Origin of the sequence: Desulfuromonas sp. TF (assembly GCF_000472285.1) — a bacterium.
Classification (GTDB): Bacteria; Desulfobacterota; Desulfuromonadia; order Desulfuromonadales; family ATBO01; genus ATBO01.
Genome location: NZ_KI421425.1, coordinates 1,145 through 23,252, shown reverse-complemented (window position 1 = coordinate 23,252; position 22,108 = coordinate 1,145). Strand labels below are relative to the sequence as shown.

Here is a 22,108-nt window from a genome sequence, read left to right as displayed (position 1 = left end):
GCCCGTTTGCTCCGGACCGGGCTGCGATCGGTAATCCCGTGGAGAAATGCGGGATCTGAAAGATTGGGATTGAATATGGACAAATCAGAAAGGTGTACGGCCGAAGTGGCGCTTGGTCGCGTCCTGAAGTTTGCTGACTGCGTGGAAGGCTTCTTTGAGCAGATCCTGTTCGTTTTTGGACAGGGCATAGGGATTGATGTAATGGCTCGGCTCTTTCCCCTTTTCGATGAGCGCGATCTCGTTGCGCAGCCGGAAAAAGGTGAGCGCTTCGAAGGCGGCGCGGATATGTTCGGCGGTTTCCGGGTCGAAGACATTTCGGTCCACGAGGGCCTTCAGCCGCTCCTGGGTGGTTATGGACGTAAGTTCTTTTTCCAGCGCAAACATGCGTATGCAGTCGACGATGTAGATGCTTCCACCTTGCTTCAGTGAGATTTCGCCCTTGTGTTCGCCGTTTTTCTCCAGGGCGAATCTTCCCAGAATACCCACGGGAACTCTGAAACGCAGATCCAGGGACATCATGTGGTACAGGAATCCCTGGAATTCCCTGATTTCTGTGTTGACGACGGCACGAAGTGTCTGGGCCAGGTTCGGATCGCCCATCAGGGGAATGAAGTCGAAAAATATGGATGAATAGCGCACATTCTGCGGCTCGGGATCGTTGACCCACCCACGGATGCGCGACTTCCAGTCGCTGATGCGGCCGCGCCATGCCGGGTTGTTGGCCATGACCTTGCCGTGACAGAGAGGGTAGCCGATCCGGGCGAGCGCCTGGACGAGCCTTTCTGAAAACGGGCCGAAGAAGGCTTCGATTTCCGGCATCCGCTCGTCCGGTACATTCTCGAAGATGAAGCCGTTGTCCTGATCGGGACCCAGAAGCATTTCCCGGCGTCCGCCGCTGCCCATCACCAGAAAACAGTGTCGAATGGCAGGCGGCTCCAGCCCCTCGGATTTCATCTCTTCGAGGCAGAGCTCATAAGCCCGTTTGATGATGCTGTGATGGATGTAAGAAAGAATTTCCATCACTTCCGGGGTGCTGCGGGTTTCGGAGAGGAGACTGCGTGCGACGGTGAGCAGTTCCTTGCGAATGGCCGCCAACCCTTCCAGTCTTTGTTCCTCCTGTATGTTGCCAACCAGAAACATGGCTTTTTGACTGCGGTAGCGCATCAGGTCCCGCAGCGTCACTATTCCCACCACCTCGGTCCGGTCGATCACCGGGAGATGCTTGATGCGATGACCGTTCATGTAGGCCATGGCCTCGTACATGTAGGTTTCCGGCGGCAGAGCATGGGGATGGGGGGTCATGATCTCCCCGGCGGTCAGAATTTTGGGGTCGGCGTCTTCCGGAGCGAGAACCTTTGCAACGATGTCTTTCTCGGTGATGATGCCGACCGGATCACCGCTCTTGCCCAGAACCAGGATGGAACTGACGTTTTTTTCACTCAGTCGACGAGCCACCTGCTGCGCGGATTCGGAGGCGAGACAGGATTCCACGGGCGTAACCATGATTTCCGACAGGCGCTTCTTAAAGGGATACGCCTCGATCTGGGTGAGGACTTTGCGGTTGTGATCCGCCACGATGTCCGAATAGAGCCGCCGTACCCGGGAATGGACCATCCGGAGGAAATATTGACTCAGGTTGGGATGATTGCGTTCAGCCCGCCTGAGAATCTCCTGGGGGATCAGATAGCATTCGGTCTCCTTGACCGTACGTGCTCCACCGGTATACGGTTCGCCGGTAAAAAGAGGAGTGCCGCCGAAGAAAGCGCCTTCCTTGCGGTAATCAAGGACCATGTCGCCGCCTCCGGGCGTCAGCGCCGTCATCTCCACCAGCCCCGCTTTTATGACGTAGAGATAGCCAGTGGGCGGATCGCCCTGTCTGAAGATGTATGTCTGGGGAGGGTATTTCGCGAGGGTTGCAGAGGAACGGATTTCCTGGAACAGGTCATCGGGAAGGCCGTTGAACGGTTCGCTATCCTTGAGGTGCTTTGTCAGCGGCATCGAGGCTACCTGGAGAGGACCTGGGGCAAATCATCCTGCGACACGCAAAGATAAACCCGCGGAAAGAAATTGAAAACTCTCTAATTTTAACCATCTGCCCTTCAAATAGCAATCATTTTTCAGGTGGCTTTGAACCCTTTGCCGTTCTTGCGGGGGATTCCCTTCTTCTCTCTTTCTGGTTTTCTCCGGGAGTCGCGGTCTAGAACGATTCCGATGACGAAACAGAGAATGCTGGCGACCATCAGTTCGCCCACATGCGTAAAGAAATTGCGGGTTATCATCAGGTCGACCCCCATGAGGCCGATGCCGAGCACTGCGAAAAACATGGCGAAGCGTTTGCGTGTGAGGAGCCTTTTCATCTCTCAGATTTCCTTTGCCGGTCAAAATTCCAGATGGGAAGAGAAGGAAATTCGCGGGAAAGGGTTTTCTTACTCCATCTTGCAGCCGGGAAGGTTGTGCAGCTTGCGCAGTATTTTGTCGCCCTTGTCGGCCGAATCGTCGCTCAGTCTGTTGGCCGTCAGGTTTGAGACGACGATGTTGATGAGGAAAGCCAGAGGACAGACGATGAGGGCCGAGGATGTCGCCGGCAGAAGGCCTTCGGCACCGAACATCGGGATTTTGGCGACCCAGCCGACCATGGCCAGCAGGGTCATGACCAGCCCCCAGGTCATTCCGGCCAGTGCTCCATATTTGTTCGATCTGGAATACCAGATGCCGAGGACGACTACCGGAAAGATGGTGTTGCCGGCGATGGCGAAGGCCATGGCGACGATCTGAGCGATCAGCGCCGGGGGATTCAGGGCGGTGAGAATGACCACGCCGCACAGAACCGCGGTGAAGATGCGGCCTACGGTGAGAGCCTGCCTGTCGGTGCAGTCGGGCATGAACACGGTGGCGTACCAGTCGTGGGCCATGGCGGACGCCCCGGCCACAAGCAGGCCGGCGACGGTGGAAAGGCCGGCGGCCATAGCTCCCGCGGCGAGATAGCCGATAAAGGCGATGCCGAGGCCTGCACGTTCGGGGGCCGAAAGAATGATGACGTCCGCCACCGGTTTGCCTCCGGTGGGATTCCAGAATTGACCCATGGCGGCGTAAACGGGGGAGGACCAGTAGAGCAGGCCGATAAAAAACAGCCCCCAGAGAACGGACTTGCGGGCGACGTCTTCATTCTTGACGGTGTAGAAGCGGATCATGATATGGGGCAGGCCGGCGGTGCCGACCATGAGAGTGAAGACCAGGGCCACGAAATGATAGAAATCACCCATTCCCCAAGGCATGTAGGCGTTTTTCAGGTTCGCGGTGGTTTCCGCGTCGAGCTGGCCGATGGCGGTCTTGCCCTCGATGAGATTGGAGAGTATGGCGCCGTACTCGAGCTGGGGCAGGATTCCCGCGCCGCCGGCTTTCTTGATCAGGATCCACAGGGGAATCATGAAGGCGGAGATCAGAACGATATACTGAATCTGCTGGTTGCGGGTGACCCCGGCCATTCCTGAGAGGAGCATGTAGGTGCAGACGACTCCGGCGGCAAAGAAGACGCTGCTGGTGTAGGTGAACCCGAAAATCCAGCCGCAGATCAGACCTATCCCCTTGAACTGGGCGGTGGAGTAGGTAATGGCGATGATAACCGTGACGGTGGCGGCGATCAGACGCACCGCATGGCAGTCATAGCGGTCGCCAAGGAACTCGGGGATGGTGTATTTGCCGAAGCGGCGGAGCTGAGCGGCGATCAGGCAGAGCAGCAGAACGTATCCGCCTGTCCAGCCGATGATGTAGCCAAGACCAAACCACCCCTTGAGGTAGAGCAGACCGGCCACACCCATGAAAGAGGCCGCCGACATCCAGTCCGAAGCGATGGCGGCGCCGTTTCCGTACTTGCCGATGGCGCGTCCGGCCACCCAGTAGCCCGAGGTTTCGGAAACCATGGAAATGAAGCCGACCCCGACATAGACGCACAGCAGGGCCACCATGATGATGGCAGGGATGAGCTTGAAGCCCTGTTCGATCTGATAGATCTCCTCGCCGGCGGCCGCGGCGCCGCTGGCGGAGAGAATAACTGCTGCCAGGGCAAATCCCATGCTCATGAATGTTTTATTCATAGCGAATTCGTCCTATCGGTTGACTTTTGCGTCCCACAGGGCGCAATAGAGTTTGCAGAGCAGGACGTACCCTATAGTGCAGCCCTGAGCAATCAGCCAGTAATGCAATGGGAAGCCGAGGAAGCGGGCCTCGGTGATGAATGACTGCCCCAGTCCCGTGGGATCCCCCAGGCCGGCAATCCAGATGATGGTCGGTATTCCGTAGCTGAGCAGGGCCCAGCCGATCATGACCATGGAAGCAACGCCGACTTCAGCCTTCATGCTGTCCGTCGAGGGCTTGAAAAAGTTGACATAAACTCTTCCCCTGTCCGCTGCCATATGGAACCTCCCTATGAAATCTCCCATGCCATTCCGTATCCTGAGGGTAAGCTCCGGCACTGGAAAATTCAATTAAAATTCTGGACAATTGAAGCCCTTTTTTGCATTTTTCCCCGTCCGGCCGGGTGGAGCCGGATTTTTTTCGTCTGGGAAGATGGATGGCGTCGCCATCCTCTGAGTTATTGAGAAGCCATTAAGTTAGTTTCCAATGTAACTTCCAAGGTGGCCGAGCATTGAGGAAATGACTTCTCCCGCCTCCTTCAGCTGCGGAAGAAATTCTTTCTCGATTTTCTCGGGGGACATCCGGAAATCAGGCCCGACGAAACAAAGGCTGCCGGGAATCTCCCCTCCTGCCCGGTAGAGCGGAACCGCTACGCTGGCAATCCCCTCGCCGAGAGCTCCCCGGTCGAGAAAGGCCCCTTCCTTGCGGATGGCGGAATATTCGTCCGCCAGGCCGTCATAATCGTCCTGTTTCCCGGTTCCCTCATCCCGGACGGCGGCGTTGGCAAGGATTACCTTGCCTGCCGAGGTGGCCGCAAGGGGATAGCGTCTTCCCACCAGGGAAACGATCTTGACCTGATGAGTGGTATCCACCATGTCGAAGAAAAGCACTTCTTCTTCTCGCCGCACCGCGAGATATGCCGCCTCATTGCATTCCCGGACCAGACGTTCCATGACCGGCTTGGCCTTGCGCAGGAGTGCCATGCGGGATAGGAATTTCTGTCCGATCTCATAAGCCGAAAGCCCCAGACGATACGTACCCGAATCTGCTTCCCGCTCAACATACCCCCGGTTCTCGAAGGTGGCAAGCAGGCGGAATACGCTTGTTTTGTTCATGTTGAGTCGTTCGCTCAAGCGGCTTATCCGGACTTCGTCTCCTTCGTCGCAGAGGGCTTCAAGAACGTCTAAGGCGTTTTCAACTGACTGGATGGAGTATGAATCTTTACCTCTGGCGGGCAATGGGAGGCTCCTTGGGGAAACGCGGACTGCCACTCGGTGCCGACTGTGTCGAGACAGTCCTTCCGAGGCTTCCGGATGGTTTATTGCAGGCGGTCAAAAACCTGGCACCTTAAACAAGTAATACACCGTTTTATTTGTGTCAACTTATATTTTTATCCATTAGCAGGTCTGCGACCAGGGACAAAGTGTAGCATATTTCTTGCGGCAATTTATTTTTTGCAGAGCATAAAGCCATTTTATTTTGCCATAAAACATCCTGTTTAACCGTCCATGAACTGGGAGCCGAAATGCGATTTGGCAGAGGTATAAATAATTATGTTTTATGAAGGGGCCTCTCGCCTCTAAGGCGGCCGAGCGTTGGAGAGGGGGAGCTAAACCGATTTTAGAAGTTTGGCGATGATCGGGCGATCAGCGGGAAGGATATCATAAAGGCGCATTTCTTCCGGGGAAACCCAGCGGTGATCAGAGATTCCGATGTGCCGGATCTCACCGTTCAAAACGCGGCATTCAAAAGCCAGAATCAGAACCGGCCCCCACTCGTAGCGATGGTAGGCGATTTCGAAGATCGATTCCACGGCCACCTCCAGACCGAGTTCTTCGAGTATCTCGCGGCTCAGGCACTCTTGCGGGGATTCGCCGGCATCGAGCTTGCCCCCGGGGAATTCCCACATCCCTCCGTGCCGACTCTCCTGCGGCCGGCGGGTGATGAGTATGGCATCGCCGTCACGGATGACGGCGGCGGTGACAATGAGGGGTATCATGGGGCTCCTGGATAGAAGTGTTATTCACGGGGGTGTCGGATGGCGGAATAATGGTCAGTATAGGGGCGGGAGCCGGTCAGACGAAAGGCTTTTTTGCTGACAGAACGGCAGCGATATGGTAAAAGATGGCCCCCGCTGAACCTTCTTGGTATTCGCAGACAACCGGAGTTCCGCCATGTTCAACCTTTCCGAAAAAGGGCGTGGCATTCGCGACATGTTCGATGCCATCGCACCCCGTTACGATCTTCTCAATCGCCTGCTTTCCCTCGGCATCGACCGGCGTTGGCGGAGATTTGCCGTGGGCCAGCTGCAGATTCCCAATGGTGGAAAAGTGCTGGACGTGGCTACCGGCACGGGGGATGTGGCACTGGAGATCGCCTCCCGGACCCCCGATTCCGTCACGATAGTGGGTGAGGATTTCACCCAGGGAATGCTGGTTCAGGGGATGGAGAAGATCGCAAAATCTCCCTACAGGCGGCGCATCGCCCTTGTCAATGCTCCCTGTGAAGCCATGCCCCACCCTTCCGCCATTTTCGACGGCGTCACCATCGCCTTCGGAATCCGCAACGTGGTCGATCGCCTGGAGGGGCTCAGGGAGATGCATCGGGTGCTGAAACCCGGCGGTCGGGCGGTCATCCTGGAGTTCTCGAATCCGAAAAGCCGTCTTTTCAAATCCCTGTACTACTTCTATTTCCGCCGTATCCTCCCCTGTGTCGGAGGCCTTCTCTCAAAACGCAGCGCCTACCAGTATCTTCCCGATTCGGTCCTGGAATTTCCCGACCAGCAGTCCTTTAAGGCGCTGATGGGCCAAGCGGGCTTTGTCAACCTGCGGCACCACGATCTGACCTGCGGCATCGCCACGGTTTACGTCGGTGAGAAAGGCTGAGAGCGGGCCGGTAAGTTCGCTCCCTCGAGAGCTCATCAGCCATCTGCCACAGCGCCTTCTATTCCTTCTGTTCCTTCTCGCCTCCGAGAACATTCTCCATATCCGTAATTACTTTTCCCGGCAGTTCCAGGACTCTCCTGAAAATACCCCGGACTTTTTCCGAGACCGACGTGATGGGAACAGGTATGACTTCGGGATCGTCGCTTCTGCCTTTGATATGGAAATGAGCCGTGATGAGGGCTTTTTCCTCTCCGGCCAGCAGCCAGCCTGCGATGGGGATCTGGGTGATGATTTTGTCAACTGTCCGGAGCGGTTTGACTCCCAGGACCAAGTCGACGGTACCCTTCCCCAAGTCGGCATCTCCCACCAGTGAGAGATTCATGGCATTGCTTTTAACGAAAAGATCTTCGGTGGAAAGGATTCCTCCTCGCAGGCCGAAGGTCCCGGTCAGTCGCTCGAAGGGCATCCCTTTCTGGTCCAGGTCCGGAAGCTGAAGGGAGAGGATCTGCGATACGTTCAGAAGAGAAAAGACCCTGGAGAGGGACCTGAATTTGAGCAAAACCCCGTCCCTGACCTTGAGGTCGAAGCCGCCGAGCGAGGTGGCCAGAAAGTCCTTGCCGGCTCGCCCCTCAAGATAGAAGTCGCTGCTCATGGTGCCGGTGATCAGGCCTCTTTTTTTTAGAAGCTCATGATGCAGCGCGGCGGCATCGATGTTTTCCATGTGTCCGGATATTTTCAGCAGCGATGGCGGACCGCTACTGCCGTCGACGACGACCTGCCCCATGCAGGAGCCCGACCCGGCGGAGAATCGAAGGGGAAAAATGTTCAGAACCCCCTCATTCAAAGTGATTTCCCCCCGAGCGTCCTGAAAGTGCAGCGGACCCAGAACCCCTTCCCTAACCCGGGCATCGATGTACAGCCCAACTTTTCTCCGCTTTTTAGGTCCTGACGGCACCTTGTCCCGAGTTTGACTCCAGAGAGCTATGACCTCATCGATGTTTCCATAATCCGCCGTGATTTCCAGCGTGGTTTCCGGGGCCTTGAAGTTGCGCAGGGTCCCACTCACCGTGGCCCGGGTTCCTCCATCGAGGCGGACTTTGACCGGCGCGAAATCAATACCTTTCCTGGTGATGACCAGGTGTCCGTCGACGTCACGGAGCACCGCCCGGTCGGAAGGAAAGATCAGATCGTTCGCCCTGATCGCCTGGCTTCGCACCCATAATTCGAGACGGGGGTCGGAAAAATCCTCCAGGCTCCCCTCGGCCTCCACCAGAGAGGAGCCGAGCAGTGCGGTGATGCGGGACGTTTCCGCCCGGTCTTTCCGGAGGAGTATTTCCCCGTTGGCCTGGCTTATATCGCCCACCGGGCCGGGGAGGTGGATGCCGAAGTCCCGCAGGGATACCGTTCCTCCTCGCCGGTCTATTTTTCCTGCCCTCCCTTCCATTTCGTAATGGGCGGCAATTTCCCCTCTGGGAGAGAATTTCTCCAGCAGGGGGGTGCGGAAGGGGGCCTTCTGAAGATCAAGGGGCGCGATGTCCAGTACCAGGGAAAAGCCTCTGGCCTCAGACCTTTCCAGGGAGCCCCGCGCCCGCAATTCCAATGGCGGAATGGATAAGCGGCTGTGGCTCAGCTCCAGGCGGCCGGCGCTGATCTCGCCGGTAACGAAGAGATTTCCGGACAAACCGGCAGGCTTGGTGATTTTGTCAGCCATGCGGCCGCTGAGGTGTTTCAGATCCGCCTGCAGATCCACCACCAGCCGCTCGAAAGTTCCGCCGAGCTTTAAGGCAACGGAAACGGGTCCGTGGAGCAGAATGCCTGATTGTTTTTCCATCGGGACAAGAGACAGCAGCTTTTCCGAAGAAGCGGTACCCATGGCAGAGATATCCACTTCGGGAGACCCCTGTCCGGAGAATGTCAGAGAGCCGGAGAAGTCGAAGGGAGACTCGTAAGCAACTCCTCGGCCTTCCTTCATGATGAGGCGACGCTCATTCCATGCGGCGTCAATGGAGATGCCCGTGACGGCCTCTCCTTGATCGAGGCGGAAGGCGGCATTCTGCACCGAAAGGTTCCCCTCCTGCAGGGGAAATCGCGCGTATTGCAGGACCTGATCGGGATAGCCGGCTAAACGAACGCCTTCGAGACGCAATGTGCCGCCGGTCAGGTCCTTCTTGATCAGGGCCGCCAGTGGAGATTTGCGGTCAGGAAGAAAACGGCGGATCCTATCCAGGGAAAGCACGGGACTCGACAGCTCCCCCTCCAGCCAGAATTTTTCCTCCTGGCGGCGCAGCGACAGGTTGCCCGCAAGGGCGATCTCATCCGCTGTGAAGGTCAGATCAGTGAATTCGTGGGTGTCGGCTGCCGCCGTCCAGGTGGATTTTATCGACGCCTGGTGAAGAGGCAGAGGGGAGCGGTAAAGGCGGGGAAGATGCAGTGAGAAGTCCGTCGACTTCAGTGCGCCCTCAACCCGCAGGCCCGAAGCCGGGGCGCCGGTCAGGTTGATCTGCAGGGAAAGGCTGCCTTCGGTTTTAAAGGTGTCTGAGGCCGCATGGCGCGGCAGCAAGGACATGGGATCCAGCCCCTGCGCCCCCAGTTGAACATCGAGGCGGGCTTCGCTCCACCGGGCAAGGTCTGCCGGCGGAGTGACTTCGCCCGCAAGGGTCAGGGCGGCGGTTTTTTGCCCCTGGACCAGAGCGGCGAGAAGGTCCATGCGCCAGGGACGTTCGAGGGAGAGGTCGGTGAGCTGTCCCCGGATATCCTGCATTTCGTAAACCACCGGGCGGTCGGGGTTCCGGCGGTCCTGAAGAAGAAGGCCGCCGTTTTCGATTTTGAGGGTGTGGATCAGGGTGGTTTTGAGCAGGCCGTGCTCCCTTCCGGATGGTCCCGGCGGGCCGTCTGCCTTGGGAGGACCTAGGGTCAGGGTGAGTCGGGGAGCGTCCAGGGCAACTTCACGGAAGATGAGCTCTCCCTTCAGCAAGGGCCATGGATCGATGAGGAGAGCCATGTGGTCGGCTGAGAGTTCGTCCGTTCCCGAGTCGATAGAGCCGACCCGCAGATCGGCAAAGGAGAGGGCGAGGCCGGGGCGCAAGGAAAGGCGCGCTTCTCCCAAAAGGACGGGGCGGTCGAGGGCCGTCGCAAGATTGTGGGCAATTTCGCCTCGGTAACGGTTGAGATCGAAGGTATAGACGAAAACCCCAATCGCAATCGATGCCGATAGAGCCAGCAAACCAAGGGTAATAAGCAGGGGGCGGCGGAGGGTCATGACGATCCAAGGGCGAAGGGATGGATGAAAGGCGTCATTTTACCCCGATTCGTGGTCCCGGAAAGGGAACTCCACGCCGAGTGTACGGAGGACGTCCCCGAGATCTTCCGGGAGGGGCGACTCGATAGCCAGGGGTTGACCGCTGAAGGGATCCTGCAGGGCCAGGCGCCGGCAATGGAGGAACGGATGGTCGAGTCCGGGCAGAAGGGGGCCGCCGTAGCGCCGGTCACCGGCCAGGGGGTGGCCCGCTTCGGCAAGCTGATGGCGGATCTGGTGGGTGCGGCCGCTGTGCAGGCGCAGCTCCAGAAGGGAAAAACCGCTTCCGGAGGCAAGGACGGAAAAGGCGGTCTGCGCCTCTTTCTCTTTTCCCTTGGCCGGCACGGGCGAGCAGAGCAGTCCGGCGCCGGAAATCTTTCCGGCGGCCAGCCCAAGGTAGATCTTTTCCACCCCGTCTTCCATGAAGAGTTTTCCCAGCAGACCGGCGGCCCTGCGGCCCTTGCCGAAGAGGACCGGCCCCGAGGTTCCCGCATCGAGGCGGTGGGCCGGAGCCACCATGAAGGGCGCCCGGCGTTTTTTAATCATTTCCTGAACCCGGTCCAGAAGGTTGTCCTCCTCGTGCCCCTCACCCCGATGCGTCGCCAGCCCGGCCGCCTTGAAGACCACCAGAAGTTCACGGCTTTCGAAAAGTATCTCCACTTCTCCGGCGGGAGGGCTCGCAAGCAGTTCCTCAAACCGCCGGCTGCCGGGAAGGGTGATCCGCTCTCCGGCCCGAAGGGCGGTGGTTTCGGTCAGGGCCAGCCCCTCCCTGCGCACCTTGCCGCGGCGCAGAAGCTGCCGCAGGTAGGAGACCGGCGCGGCGGGGATCCTTTCCCGCAGCACATCGAGAGCGGTCAGTCCGTCTTCTTTGTCGGTCAAGCTCCATTCCGTCGTCATCATGGGCCCCATCTTAAACCTGTCCCGTCCGACAGGCAAGGACTGAGTGTCTGCGCTGCGCCTTCGGTCCATGATGCGAAGCCGCTTAGTTCTTTACATGGTATTTGGACCTTGTTAACATGAGGCGCCGAAATTCTCGAGAAAGACCTTTTCCCCGGGCGGTCACTGTATTCCAGATGCGAATCAAGCGCGTAGACATCATCGGCTTCAAATCCTTCGTTGATCGGGTATCTCTCGACTTTCAGGAAGGCACCACCGCCGTGGTGGGGCCCAACGGCTGCGGTAAAAGCAACATTGTGGACGCCATCCGCTGGGCCATGGGGGAACAGAATGCCAAGAATCTGCGCGGCCGCTCCATGGAGGATGTCATATTCGGCGGCAGCGAGTCCCGCAAGCCCCTGGGGATGGCCGAGGTGTCGCTGACCTTTGTCAACGACGACGGCTCGTCGCCCCCCCGGTTCAGCGACTATGCGGAAATCATGGTCACCCGGCGATTGTATCGCAACGGTGAGAGCGAATACCACCTCAATAAAACCCCCTGTCGTCTTCTGGATATTACCGAGTTGTTCATGGATACGGGGGTCGGCGCTCGAGCCTACTCTATTATCGAACAGGGAAAGATCGGCATGATCCTCAGTGCCAAGCCCGAGGATCGCCGCTTCCTCATCGAGGAGGCAGCCGGGATCACCAAGTACAAATCCCGAAAAAAATCGGCGCTGCGCAAGATCGACGCCACCAAACAGAATCTGCTGCGGCTCGGAGACATCGTTTCCGAGGTTCGTCGCCAGATGAACAATCTCAAGCGACAGGCCCAGAAGGCCGAAAGATACCGAGCCTACCGGGAGGAACTCAAAAAGATCGAAACGCGGTTCGCCCTGGAGCGGTACCGGTTTCTTCAGGATGATCTCGCCCGTCTTTCCGGCGAGGAGAAGACCGCCCGGCAGGAGCTCGACAGGGTGGGGGGACAGTCGGAGGAGGGCGAACTGAGGCTGGAGGAACTGCGCCTGCTTCAGATCGGGATGGAAAAGGAAGTCACCCTTGGGCAGGAGCGAGTTTTTCATCTCACCAGCGAGATTCAGAAGGTCGAGAGCCGGATAGAGCTGGGTGCCAGGGAACTGAGCAATCTGGACCGGCAGAAGGAGCGTCTGGCCGCCGAGGGTGAAGAGGTCGCCCGGCGCCTTGACGAGTTGGATCGGGAGGAAGCCGCCCTGAGGCAAACTCAGGTTGAGCTGGGGTCCGGGCTCGACCGGGAGATCCGGCGTCTTTCCGAAGGCGAGTCTCTTGTTGACGAACTTGCCTGTCAGGAACAGACCCTGGCCGATCGTCTCGAGGGGGCGCGCACCGATCTCTACAATCTGCTGACCGATCTGTCCCGAATGGGCGCCGTTCACGAAGAGGCGCGAAGGCGATTGCAGGGGCTTGAAGAACGAGCGGCGCGCAATCGCAGCGAAGCCGTAGGCATCCGTGAACAGCAGGCGGAAGTCGAGGCACGAACCGACGAGCTGAAGAGATTGCAGCAGGAAGTCAGGGAACGCCGAACTTTTCTGCAGACGGAACTGGAAGAGGGGCGGGAAACATTGCGGATGCTGCGCCACCGCCTGGAAGAGGCCGAAAACGCCCTCCTTGTACGACGGGAGGAGCATCATCGCCACCGGTCCCGCCTCGACTCTCTGCGGCAACTGGAAAGGGATCTTGAAGGATACGGCGGCGGGGTGAGAACCCTGCTGGGTGAGGACGCGTTTCGAAAGCGCTTCGGCCGCATGATTGCCGATGTGCTGGAAGTGCCTGCTCCCTATGAAGCGGCAGTGGAGGCGGTTCTGGGCGATCGGCTGCAGTCGCTGCTCGCTCCCTGCTCCGCGGACGCCGTGGAGGCCCTGAACTTTCTCTCCGATAAGAGTGGACGATGCACTTTTTTGCTGCCCGGGTTTCCTCCCTCGTCCTCTCTCCCGGTGGAAGGAGGGACCCCCCTGAGCGCTCTGGTGATGGTTGCCGAGGAAGCAGGGAAGGAAGTGTCGGCGCTTCTCTCCGGCGTATTCGTTGTGGAAAGCCTGAGACCTTTCCTCGATGGCGGATCGCCGCCGGGAGTCACGCTGGTGACGACGGCCGGTGCGGTGCTGAGCCCCCGCGGAGAGTTGACCGGAGGCGGGCGGGAAACCCTGGATCAGGGGCTTTTGCACAAGAAACGCGAAATCAAGGAGCTGACCGCCCGGGTGGAGCAGCTCTCGGGGGATGTCGAGAAATTGCAGCAGGAGCGGCTGAGTCTTCGTGAGAACCTGACCGGGACAGAGGAGGGGGTGCAGGAGATGGAAGCCGCACTGCATCGCGTGGAACTCAAGCAGGCCGACATCGAAAAAGACCTCACCCGGATGGAAGAGGAGTCCTCCCGCCTGCAGGAGCGTCTGGAAGTTCTCAGCCTCGAGGAGGACCAGCTGCACGAAGAGAGGGAGGACTTGGAGCGGCAGCTCGGGGAGGCCTCCCGGGGGCGTGATGAGAGGGAGCGGCTCAAGAAGGAGCAGGAGGAGAGCGTGACTCGCCTTCAGGAAGAACTGCAGGTGCAGAGGCGGGAAATGGAAGTGCTTCGGGAGCAGGTGACAACCCTCAAGGTGGCCGTTGCCAGCATCCGCGAACGGGAGGAGAGCGGGCGCCGAAGCCTCGAGCGGCTGGCGACGATGCGCGGGGAACTTCGAGGTCGAACCGCTTTGCTGCACGGCCAAGTCGAGGAAGGCGGTCGGGAGACGGAACGGCTGCAGGCAGAACAGGAAAGACTGCACACCGAGCTCGATCTGCTCTTCGCCCGAAGGGAAGAGGAAAAGGTCCGCTTCGATCGCGTCCGGGATCGATTCGAGGACGGGAGCCGGCGGATCGAGGAGCAGGAAACCGTGCTCAAGGAGTTTCGCGGCCGCCTCAACCAGGCCCGTGACGGATTGGGTGCCCTGCTGCTGAAAACCAGGGAAGTCGGCATGGAGGCCGATCACCTGCGACAGAACATCCTGGAGCGCTTCCGGGTTGATCTCGCCGAGGGGCTGGGAGAAGCGGCCGAGGACTTCGATGCCGAAAAAGGGCGGCGGAGACTGCAGGAGCTGCAAAGGCTGATCGATGATATCGGCGAAGTGAATCTCACCGCCATTGAGGAATTCCGGGGGTTGGAAGAGCGCTGGGAGTTTCTCACCTCACAGCAGGAGGATCTTAGACAGTCCCTGGAGGGATTGCAGACGGCCATCGGCAAAATCAACCGGACTACACGCAAACGGTTCCGGGAAACTTTTGATCAAGTCAATATTAAATTTCAAGAGGTTTTCCCCCGTCTTTTCCGCGGCGGCAAGGCGGAGCTTAAGATGACGGACGAGAGCGACCTCCTGGAAACAGGAATAGAGATTGTGGCCCAGCCCCCGGGTAAAAAGCTGCAAAGCGTTAATCTCCTTTCCGGGGGAGAAAAGGCCCTGACCGCCGTGGCCCTGATTTTCTCCATCTTTCTTGTTAAACCCTCGCCATTTTGTATGCTGGACGAAGTCGATGCGCCTCTGGATGATGCCAATATCGGGCGCTTCAACGAAATAGTCCGGGAGATGTCGGAGCTTTCGCAATTTATCATCATCACTCATAACAAGTACACGATGGAAATCGCCGACACTCTCTACGGCGTCACAATGGAGGAGCCGGGGGTCTCCAAGCTGGTTTCGGTTCGGATCAACTAATTCTAGGAGCCGATATGTCATTCAAGACTCTTTTGGGCGAACTGGTCTTCAAGGTCCCAGGAGCTCTGGGCGCCATCCTCGCCGACTGGGAAGGCGAGGCTGTTGATCAGTCCGGACATCTCGCCGACTATGAGCTCAAGGTCATCGGAGCCCACAAGGGGGTCATCCTTCAGAATCTGAGGGAGGTCGTGGGAAGGCTGGAGGATGATCAGGTGCGCGAAATTGTGGTGACCACCGAAAAGGTTCAGACTGTCATCATGCCGGTGACTCCCGATTATTTTCTGGTCCTCACACTCAATCGGGACGACGTTCTCGGCCGTGCGCTGTTCGAGGCCAGGCGCTGCGTTGCTCTTCTGAAGAAGGAAATCGACTGATCCTCTGTCTTTTCCATAGGTAGTTATAGAGTATACCCGGGCATGAATGGAGGGATTGATTTCCCGAACACTGCACGGGTCTTCTGTTATGAGAACAAGGTCTTTAGCGAGGCCTTCAGTCCTGAAGAGGAGTTTGTATCCTGATGGAATGGTTTTCCCGTTGGATAGAGATGGTTGCAAGTGTTCTGGCTGAAATGGGGGTCCCGGAAGTTTACCAGACCCCGGGAGCCCTTGGACTCTTCTTTATTCTGGTCACTCTGATCGTCTTTCTGTTCGTTTTCGTTCTTCTGCGTGCCGGCAGACGCCGGAAGGGAGCCGCTCCATCGGAAGAGGCGCCTCCCGAAGAGGCTGCGAAGGAAGAGGCTGAAGAGATTGAAGAGGCCGCTGCCCCTGGAAAAAAAATAGCACTGGAGGAGCCGGCGGAGGCGCCCGAGGCCGTTGTCGAGTCCGAAGCGCCGCCGATTCCACCGGCCGTCAGCCTGTTCGAACGGATGCGGTCCGGTCTGGCCAAGACACAGGCTTCCCTGGTCGGCCGCATCGATGCCCTGCTCAGTGGCAGCAGGGGAGTCGATGCCGACCTTCTGGAAGAGCTCGAGGAGATTCTCATCACCGCCGATTTCGGCATGAAGACCACCCAGGATCTGATCCAGGCCCTGAAGAAACGGGTTGCGGGCGGCGATCCGGAAGCCTTGCGGGATGCCCTCAAGGACGAGATCGCAACGCGGCTCCGGCTGGAAGCCGCCCCTCTCGATCTGAATTCCGCCTCCCCCTTTGTCATCGTGGTGGTGGGGGTGAACGGCGTCGGCAAAACGACCACCATCGGCAAGCTTGCTCACCAGTTTTCCGGAGAGGGAAAAAGAGTGCTTCTCGGGGCCGGCGACACCTTCCGCGCGGCTGCCGCCGAGCAACTCGCGATCTGGGGCGAACGCGCCGGTGTCGATGTCGTCCGGCATGCCGAAGGAGCCGACCCCGCAGCCGTGGCCTTCGATGCCGCCAAGGCGGCCGTGGCCCGGAAAGCCGACGTTCTCATACTGGATACCGCCGGACGTCTGCACACCAAGGTCAACCTCATGGAGGAATTGAAAAAGATCCGCCGGGTCATCTCCCGGGAAATTCCGGGGGGACCTCATGAGACATTGCTGGTACTCGATGCCACCACCGGACAGAACGCTTTGGTCCAGGCGCGGCTGTTCCAGGAAGCGGTGGCAGTTTCGGGGATTGCCCTGACCAAGCTCGACGGGACCGCCCGAGGAGGTATGGTCGTGGCCATTGGTGCCGAACTCGGTCTGCCCGTGCGATATGTGGGGATTGGCGAAGGGCTGGACGATCTGCGCCCCTTCGACCCGGACCTGTTCGTTGCGGCTCTTTTCCAAAGGGATTGAAAATCCTTGACTTTCGTTGCCTGCTTACCTAGAATTTCCTCTTAGCTGGGGAAGGATATACATGTGGATTTTGAGCTGGTTCTGCGGCTGGAAAAAAAGTTCGATCAGCTTCTGAACAGAAAGGACGAGCTGGAGGAGGAGTGTCGGCGCCTTCACGCGGAAAAATCGGCCCTTCTGGAGGAGCGGGCGCGCTTTCGCAGGGAGCTGGACAGGATTCTTGCCAAGCTGGATCGTCTGGAGCAGGAGAGCCCTTGAAACAAGCCGTCCAGGTTACCATACTTGGTCAACAGTACATGGTTAAGAGTGCCGCCCCTCCCGAAGAGATCCGGAAAGTTGCAGATTTCGTCAATGACCGGCTCGAGGAAGTGGCGAAGGCAAGCAAAACAGTCGATAGCTTGAATGCTGCGGTTCTTGCCTTGTTGAACGTGTCGGGATCCTACCTTCGATTAAGCGAACAAAGTCCGACGGATCAGCAAATTGAGGAACGCATTCGCCACCTGCTGGTTCGCCTTGAACAGGCGTGCCCCGAGCCAGCGGCTGATGGGACTAAAAAAAATTCTCAAGAGGATATCGGGCATGATCTTCCGTCCGGCTTGAGAAAAACTGATCTCTGTTCGGAGATTTAAAGATAGATTGTTTGACAGATGGTTATCGCGTCAAGGGTTTCGCGGCGCTTTGTGGTCCGGTTACAAAAGCCTCGTTTTGCATAAAAAGATGAGTTCTGGCATGCTTCAGCTTTTCCGTAATGACGCTCTGTCCCTATCCCGATCTCACACTTGGGAAGACGCTCTTGAAACTACGGAGAACCCCTTTTCGGCGCCTGCTTCTTTACCAGGGCACCGCAGGGAGCTTTAATCTGGCGTGTCGGTCTGCTGAATAACTCGGATCCGTTGTTCACTATCCTGTCCACATCTGATCCCTCCTTACAGAGATTTTCCCGACTCGGGGATCTCTGCCCATGCCGAAAAAATCCATCCGGGACGAAATGTTGCTCCGCCGCAAGGGTCTCGCTGCGACCACCTGTCTGGGACTGAGCCTCAGGATACAGGAGCGACTGCTGGCTTCGCCAGAATTCGCTGCCGCCGATCGTCTGGCCCTCTATAGCCCTGTCCTGAACGAGGTTTTTACGGAGGAGATCTTTTCGGTATCCCGTCGTCTCGGCAAGAGGGTGGCCTATCCCCGTGTGTGCGGAACGACTTTGGAGTTTGTCGAAGTGTCGGACCGGAGTGAACTCTGCCCGGGTATCTATGGAATTCCGGAGCCGAAGGGTTCCCGGATCATGTCCCTGGACTCGCTCGATCTTCTGCTCGTGCCCGGGGTTGCCTTTGATATGGCCGGGCACCGACTCGGCTACGGAAAAGGATTTTACGATCGCATTCTGCATCGGCGCGCAGCTCACGCCCTGCTGGTCGGTCTCTGTTTCGAACAGCAGCTGATCAGTTCTTTGCCGGTGGAAACTCACGATGTCCGTATGGATATGATTATTACCGAGGAACATACTCTCGGATTTGGCGACCTGCCGTCGCTAAACCCAAGCTCATAAATACACGTGGAGGAGGACCCGAATTGTGCAAATAGAAATCGCTCTCGTCTGGATCGGTGCAGCATTGGCCGCCGGGATCTTTTTAGGCATTTTCCTGCGCCGGAAGCTGGCCGAATCGCAAATCGCCAATGCTGAAAGGGCTTCGGCCCAGATCATTGAGGACGCAAAAAAAGAAGCGGATACCATCCGCAAGGAAGCGGTCATTCAGGCCAAGGACACGGTCCTCGAGGCCAAGACCGACTGGGAGAAAGAATCCCGGGAACTGCGTCGGGAAATCCAGAGCCAGGAAAAACGGCTGCTTCAGAAAGAGGAGCACTTGGACCGCAAGGTCTCGCAGCTGGAAAGTCGTGAGGAGGAAATCGGCAAAGGGGAGAAGTATCTGGCCCAGGAGGAAGAGCGTCTGCGCAGCCGGGAACAGGATGTCGAAGCCCTCATTCTTGAACAGAAAGAGCGGCTCGAGCGTCTCTCGGGGATGAGCTCGGAAGAGGCCAAGGAGCAACTCATCCAGACCATGGAGAGCGAAGCTCGCCATGATGCCGCCAAGCGCATCAAGCAGATCGAGGATGAAGCCAGGGAGACGGCCGACAAAAAGGCCAAGGAAATTCTCGCGCTGGCCATTCAGCGATATGCCGGTGACTATGTTGCCGAAAAGACTGTTAGTGTGGTGCCGCTTCCCACGGACGAAATGAAAGGGAGGATCATTGGTCGGGAAGGACGCAATATCCGCGCTATCGAGGCAGCGACCGGCATCGACCTGATCATCGACGATACGCCGGAGGCGGTGATCATCTCCGGCTTTAATCCCGTCCGCAGGGAAGTTGCCCGTCTGGCGCTGGAACGGCTCATCGCCGACGGGCGCATTCACCCCGCCCGCATCGAAGAGGTGGTCAACAAGGCTGCTCAGGAGGTGGATGAGTCCATCCGCGAGGCCGGCGAGCAGGCGACCTTCGATGTCGGGGTGCATGGCATCAACCCCGAAATCATCAAACTGATCGGCCGCCTGAAATATCGGACTTCCTATGGGCAGAACGTTCTCCAGCATTCTCTGGAAGTCGCCTTCCTCTGCGGAATCATGGCCGCCGAACTAGGGCTGAACATCAAGCAGGCTAAGCGCGCGGGTCTTCTGCATGATATCGGCAAGGCGGTGGACCATGAGATCGAGGGCTCCCATGCCGTAATCGGCGCCGATCTGGCGCGCAAGTACGGAGAGTCACCCAAAATCGTCCATGCCCTGGCAGCCCACCACGAGGACGAAAAGCCCGAGACGATGCTGGCGGTGCTGGTGCAGGCCGCCGATGCACTTTCCGGCGCCCGCCCCGGCGCCCGCCGTGAGATGCTCGAAACCTATGTCAAGCGTCTGCAGGATCTGGAGCGCATAGGCACCTCCTTCAGTGGAGTGACCAGTTGCTTCGCCATTCAGGCTGGCCGGGAGATCCGGGTCATGGTCTCCAGCGAGGACGTTTCCGACGCCCATTCTCATGTGCTGGCCAGAGAAATCGCCCGAAAGATCGAGGGGGAGATGACTTATCCCGGACAGATCAAGGTCAATGTTATCCGGGAAACCCGGGCGGTCGAATATGCAAAATAAACAAAAGGGAAAGGAATAAAGGGTAAAGGAAAAGCCCTGCCGCTTTTCCTTGGCCCTTTCACCTTTTTCCTTTCTCCTCTTGTGACGGAGTCGAATCTTTGAAAATCCTTTTCGTCGGTGATGTCGTTGGCCGCCCCGGCCGACTTGCCCTTTCCCGGCGGCTTGACCGCCTCGTGGATGTGCATGCGGTCGACCTCGTCGTGGTCAATGGGGAAAACGCTGCCGCCGGTTTCGGGTTGACCGTGGATATCGCCAAGGAACTCTTCGATCTTGGGGCGGATGTCATCACCACCGGCAACCATATCTGGGACAAGCGGGAAATCATCCCTTGTCTCGACAGTTTCCCGGCCCTGCTGCGTCCCGCCAATTATCCACCCGGCACTCCCGGCCGGGGCAGCGGTATATTCGCCACCGCGGCCGGTATCCAGGTAGGAGTGCTGAACCTCGAGGGGCGAGTATTCATGAACAACCTGGAATGCCCCTTTCGCGCCGCCGATGAACTGGTCGAAGAGCTGCGCCGGAAGACTCCGGTCATCCTGGTCGATTTTCACGCAGAGGCCACCAGTGAAAAGGTGGCGATGGGGTGTTATCTGGACGGGCGGGTTTCGGCGGTAGTGGGGACCCACACCCATGTGCAGACAGCAGATGAACGCATTCTCCCGGGGGGGACGGCATACATCACCGATGCCGGGATGACCGGCAGCCGCGACTCGGTTATCGGTATCCGCAAGGAATTGGCGGTTGAAAGATTTCTGACACAGCTGCCGGTTCGCTTCGAGGTGGCGAAGAGAGACGCCGTGCTTTGCGGCGTTCTCTTTGACATAGACGAGAATACGGGGCGGGCGCAGGCGGTGCGCCGGATCCTGGAAGAAATCAGCGACAGTGACTAAGAGGAAGAGGGTAGGTGAAATGAGGTCGGTTCAGGAACAGATGGAGGTCATCCGGCGCGGCGCCGTTGAAATTCTGGTCGAGTCGGAACTGGAAGAGAAACTCAGGGAATCGGTGCGGACCGGAGTGCCGTTGAAAATCAAGGCGGGCTTCGACCCGACCGCTCCGGACCTTCACGTCGGACACACGGTCCTGATTCAGAAGCTCAAGCAGTTTCAGGACCTGGGGCATGAGATCTATTTCCTTATCGGCGATTTCACCGGCATGATCGGGGATCCGACGGGCAAAAACGAGACCCGCAAACCCCTCACCCGCGATCAGGTTCTGCAGAATGCCCAGACCTATAAGGAGCAGGTTTTCAAGATCCTTGATCCGGAGAGGACCAAGGTTGTCTTCAACAGTTCCTGGATGGGTCCGATGGCCGCCGCCGATCTCATCGCCCTTGCCGCCCGCCATACGGTGGCCCGTATGCTGGAGCGGGACGATTTTCACAAGCGCTTCACTTCACAGCAGCCCATTGCCATTCACGAATTCCTCTATCCCCTCGTTCAGGGCTATGATTCGGTGGCTCTCAGGGCCGACGTGGAACTCGGCGGGACCGACCAGAAGTTCAATCTGCTGGTTGGTCGGGAGCTGCAGAAGCAAGAGGGACAGCGGCCCCAGACCGTCCTTACCATGCCCCTGCTCGAGGGGCTGGACGGGTTCAACAAAATGAGCAAATCGCTGAATAATTATATTGGGATCACCGAACAGCCGAAGGAAATCTACGGCAAGGTGATGAGCATTTCCGATGAACTGATGGTCCGGTATTACGAACTCCTCTCCGACGTCGATCTGGAGATGTTGCAGAGCGTCAAGGACGGGGTGCTCGGCAAGCCCGACGGTGCCCATCCCATGGAGAGCAAGAAAGCCCTTGCCCGGGAACTCGTGACCCGGTTTTACGATGATTTCCTAGCCCGGCAGGCCGAAGAAGATTTCGTGCAGCAGTTCAAGCAGAAAGAGATTCCCGAAGATATTCCCGAGGTTAAGATGCAGGCTTCCGAGCCGGTCTGGATATGCCGTCTGTTGACGGACACCGGCTTGGTATCCTCCAATGGTGAAGCCCGGCGTCTCATCAAACAGGGGGGGGTGAAATTGAATGGTGAAAAGGTGGCCGATCCCGACAGGGAAATCGGTCCCCATGGGGAGGTAGTGATGCAGGCAGGAAAGAGGCGATTCGTCCGCGTGATTTTTAGTTGAATATTAATTGTGATTTGAGTTGACAGGACGGTCTCCTTTGGCTATAGTCCGCATCTTGCTGCGACGGGCCGGATTTGACAAAATCCCCCCCCGGCAATAAGATGAAAGATAGGAAAAAGGTTCTTGACAGTCGGGTGGTGATCGGGTATAAACACCGCTCGTCGCTGAAAGGTGCTCTACGGGGCAGG

At 58.1% G+C, this 22,108-nt stretch carries 18 protein-coding genes; 10 read left to right on the top strand and 8 right to left on the bottom strand.

Features of this window, described 5'->3' with window-relative positions:
- Positions 1-84 precede the first annotated feature (84 nt).
- The 6 genes from DTF_RS0117825 to DTF_RS0117800 form a co-directional block, all read right to left on the bottom strand.
- Entirely contained in the window at positions 85-1,998 is a 1,914-nt protein-coding gene (locus tag DTF_RS0117825; RefSeq protein ID WP_027716426.1) for a putative nucleotidyltransferase substrate binding domain-containing protein, read from the bottom strand.
- A gap of 119 nt (positions 1,999-2,117) precedes the next feature.
- Positions 2,118-2,357 carry a hypothetical protein gene (locus tag DTF_RS0117820; protein ID WP_027716425.1) on the bottom strand — a complete coding sequence of 80 codons (240 nt, stop codon included), beginning with the start codon at positions 2,355-2,357 and terminating at the stop codon, positions 2,118-2,120.
- A gap of 69 nt (positions 2,358-2,426) precedes the next feature.
- Positions 2,427-4,094 (bottom strand): VC_2705 family sodium/solute symporter, encoded by a 1,668-nt coding sequence (locus tag DTF_RS0117815; RefSeq protein ID WP_027716424.1) that lies wholly within the window; start codon positions 4,092-4,094, stop codon positions 2,427-2,429.
- A 12-nt stretch (positions 4,095-4,106) separates the two neighbouring features.
- Positions 4,107-4,412 carry a DUF4212 domain-containing protein gene (locus tag DTF_RS0117810; protein WP_027716423.1) on the bottom strand — a complete coding sequence of 102 codons (306 nt, stop codon included), beginning with the start codon at positions 4,410-4,412 and terminating at the stop codon, positions 4,107-4,109.
- 198 nt (positions 4,413-4,610) lie between these two features.
- Positions 4,611-5,405 carry an IclR family transcriptional regulator gene (locus tag DTF_RS0117805; protein ID WP_081703070.1) on the bottom strand — a complete coding sequence of 265 codons (795 nt, stop codon included), beginning with the start codon at positions 5,403-5,405 and terminating at the stop codon, positions 4,611-4,613.
- Between the two features lie 338 nt (positions 5,406-5,743).
- On the bottom strand, positions 5,744-6,133 hold the full coding sequence (locus DTF_RS0117800; protein WP_027716421.1) for a (deoxy)nucleoside triphosphate pyrophosphohydrolase: 390 nt from the start codon (positions 6,131-6,133) through the stop codon (positions 5,744-5,746).
- A 175-nt stretch (positions 6,134-6,308) separates the two neighbouring features.
- On the opposite strand from DTF_RS0117800, the gene ubiE reads away from it, so the two are divergent.
- Positions 6,309-7,019 (top strand): bifunctional demethylmenaquinone methyltransferase/2-methoxy-6-polyprenyl-1,4-benzoquinol methylase UbiE, encoded by a 711-nt coding sequence (gene ubiE, locus DTF_RS0117795; RefSeq protein WP_027716420.1) that lies wholly within the window; start codon positions 6,309-6,311, stop codon positions 7,017-7,019.
- Positions 7,020-7,077: 58 nt separating this feature from the next.
- Here the strand turns inward: ubiE and DTF_RS0117790 are convergent, their stop codons facing one another.
- Together DTF_RS0117790 and DTF_RS0117785 are read right to left on the bottom strand one after the other, a co-directional pair.
- A complete protein-coding gene (locus DTF_RS0117790; protein ID WP_027716419.1) occupies positions 7,078-10,278 on the bottom strand; it encodes a DUF3971 domain-containing protein in 3,201 nt (1,066 codons plus the stop codon).
- Between the two features lie 39 nt (positions 10,279-10,317).
- Positions 10,318-11,193, bottom strand: coding sequence for an RluA family pseudouridine synthase (locus DTF_RS0117785; protein ID WP_027716418.1), 876 nt, complete (start codon positions 11,191-11,193; stop codon positions 10,318-10,320).
- A gap of 194 nt (positions 11,194-11,387) precedes the next feature.
- Here DTF_RS0117785 and smc point away from each other — a divergent pair, with 194 nt between their 5' ends.
- The 9 genes from smc (at position 11,388) to tyrS (ending at position 21,920) form a co-directional block, all read left to right on the top strand.
- Positions 11,388-14,906 carry a chromosome segregation protein SMC gene (gene smc, locus DTF_RS0117780; RefSeq protein WP_027716417.1) on the top strand — a complete coding sequence of 1,173 codons (3,519 nt, stop codon included), beginning with the start codon at positions 11,388-11,390 and terminating at the stop codon, positions 14,904-14,906.
- A 14-nt stretch (positions 14,907-14,920) separates the two neighbouring features.
- On the top strand, positions 14,921-15,280 hold the full coding sequence (locus DTF_RS0117775; RefSeq protein WP_027716416.1) for a roadblock/LC7 domain-containing protein: 360 nt from the start codon (positions 14,921-14,923) through the stop codon (positions 15,278-15,280).
- Positions 15,281-15,420: 140 nt separating this feature from the next.
- Positions 15,421-16,662 carry a signal recognition particle-docking protein FtsY gene (gene ftsY / locus DTF_RS0117770; protein WP_027716415.1) on the top strand — a complete coding sequence of 414 codons (1,242 nt, stop codon included), beginning with the start codon at positions 15,421-15,423 and terminating at the stop codon, positions 16,660-16,662.
- Between the two features lie 63 nt (positions 16,663-16,725).
- The gene (locus DTF_RS0117765; RefSeq protein WP_027716414.1) at positions 16,726-16,917 is read left to right on the top strand and encodes a hypothetical protein; all 192 of its coding nucleotides are present in this window, start codon (positions 16,726-16,728) and stop codon (positions 16,915-16,917) included.
- The gene (locus DTF_RS0117760; protein WP_027716413.1) at positions 16,914-17,288 is read left to right on the top strand and encodes a cell division protein ZapA; all 375 of its coding nucleotides are present in this window, start codon (positions 16,914-16,916) and stop codon (positions 17,286-17,288) included. Before DTF_RS0117765 ends, DTF_RS0117760 begins: the two co-directional genes overlap by 4 nt.
- Positions 17,289-17,620: 332 nt before the next feature.
- Complete coding sequence (locus DTF_RS24310) at positions 17,621-18,205, top strand: 5-formyltetrahydrofolate cyclo-ligase (RefSeq protein ID WP_051361440.1); 585 nt, start codon at positions 17,621-17,623, stop codon at positions 18,203-18,205.
- A 25-nt stretch (positions 18,206-18,230) separates the two neighbouring features.
- Positions 18,231-19,793 carry a ribonuclease Y gene (gene rny / locus DTF_RS0117750; RefSeq protein ID WP_027716412.1) on the top strand — a complete coding sequence of 521 codons (1,563 nt, stop codon included), beginning with the start codon at positions 18,231-18,233 and terminating at the stop codon, positions 19,791-19,793.
- Positions 19,794-19,891: 98 nt separating this feature from the next.
- Complete coding sequence (locus DTF_RS0117745; RefSeq protein WP_027716411.1) at positions 19,892-20,683, top strand: TIGR00282 family metallophosphoesterase; 792 nt, start codon at positions 19,892-19,894, stop codon at positions 20,681-20,683.
- A gap of 19 nt (positions 20,684-20,702) precedes the next feature.
- Positions 20,703-21,920: a tyrosine--tRNA ligase gene (gene tyrS, locus DTF_RS0117740; protein ID WP_027716410.1), complete on the top strand. Its 1,218-nt coding sequence runs from the start codon at positions 20,703-20,705 to the stop codon at positions 21,918-21,920.
- Positions 21,921-22,108 lie beyond the last annotated feature (188 nt).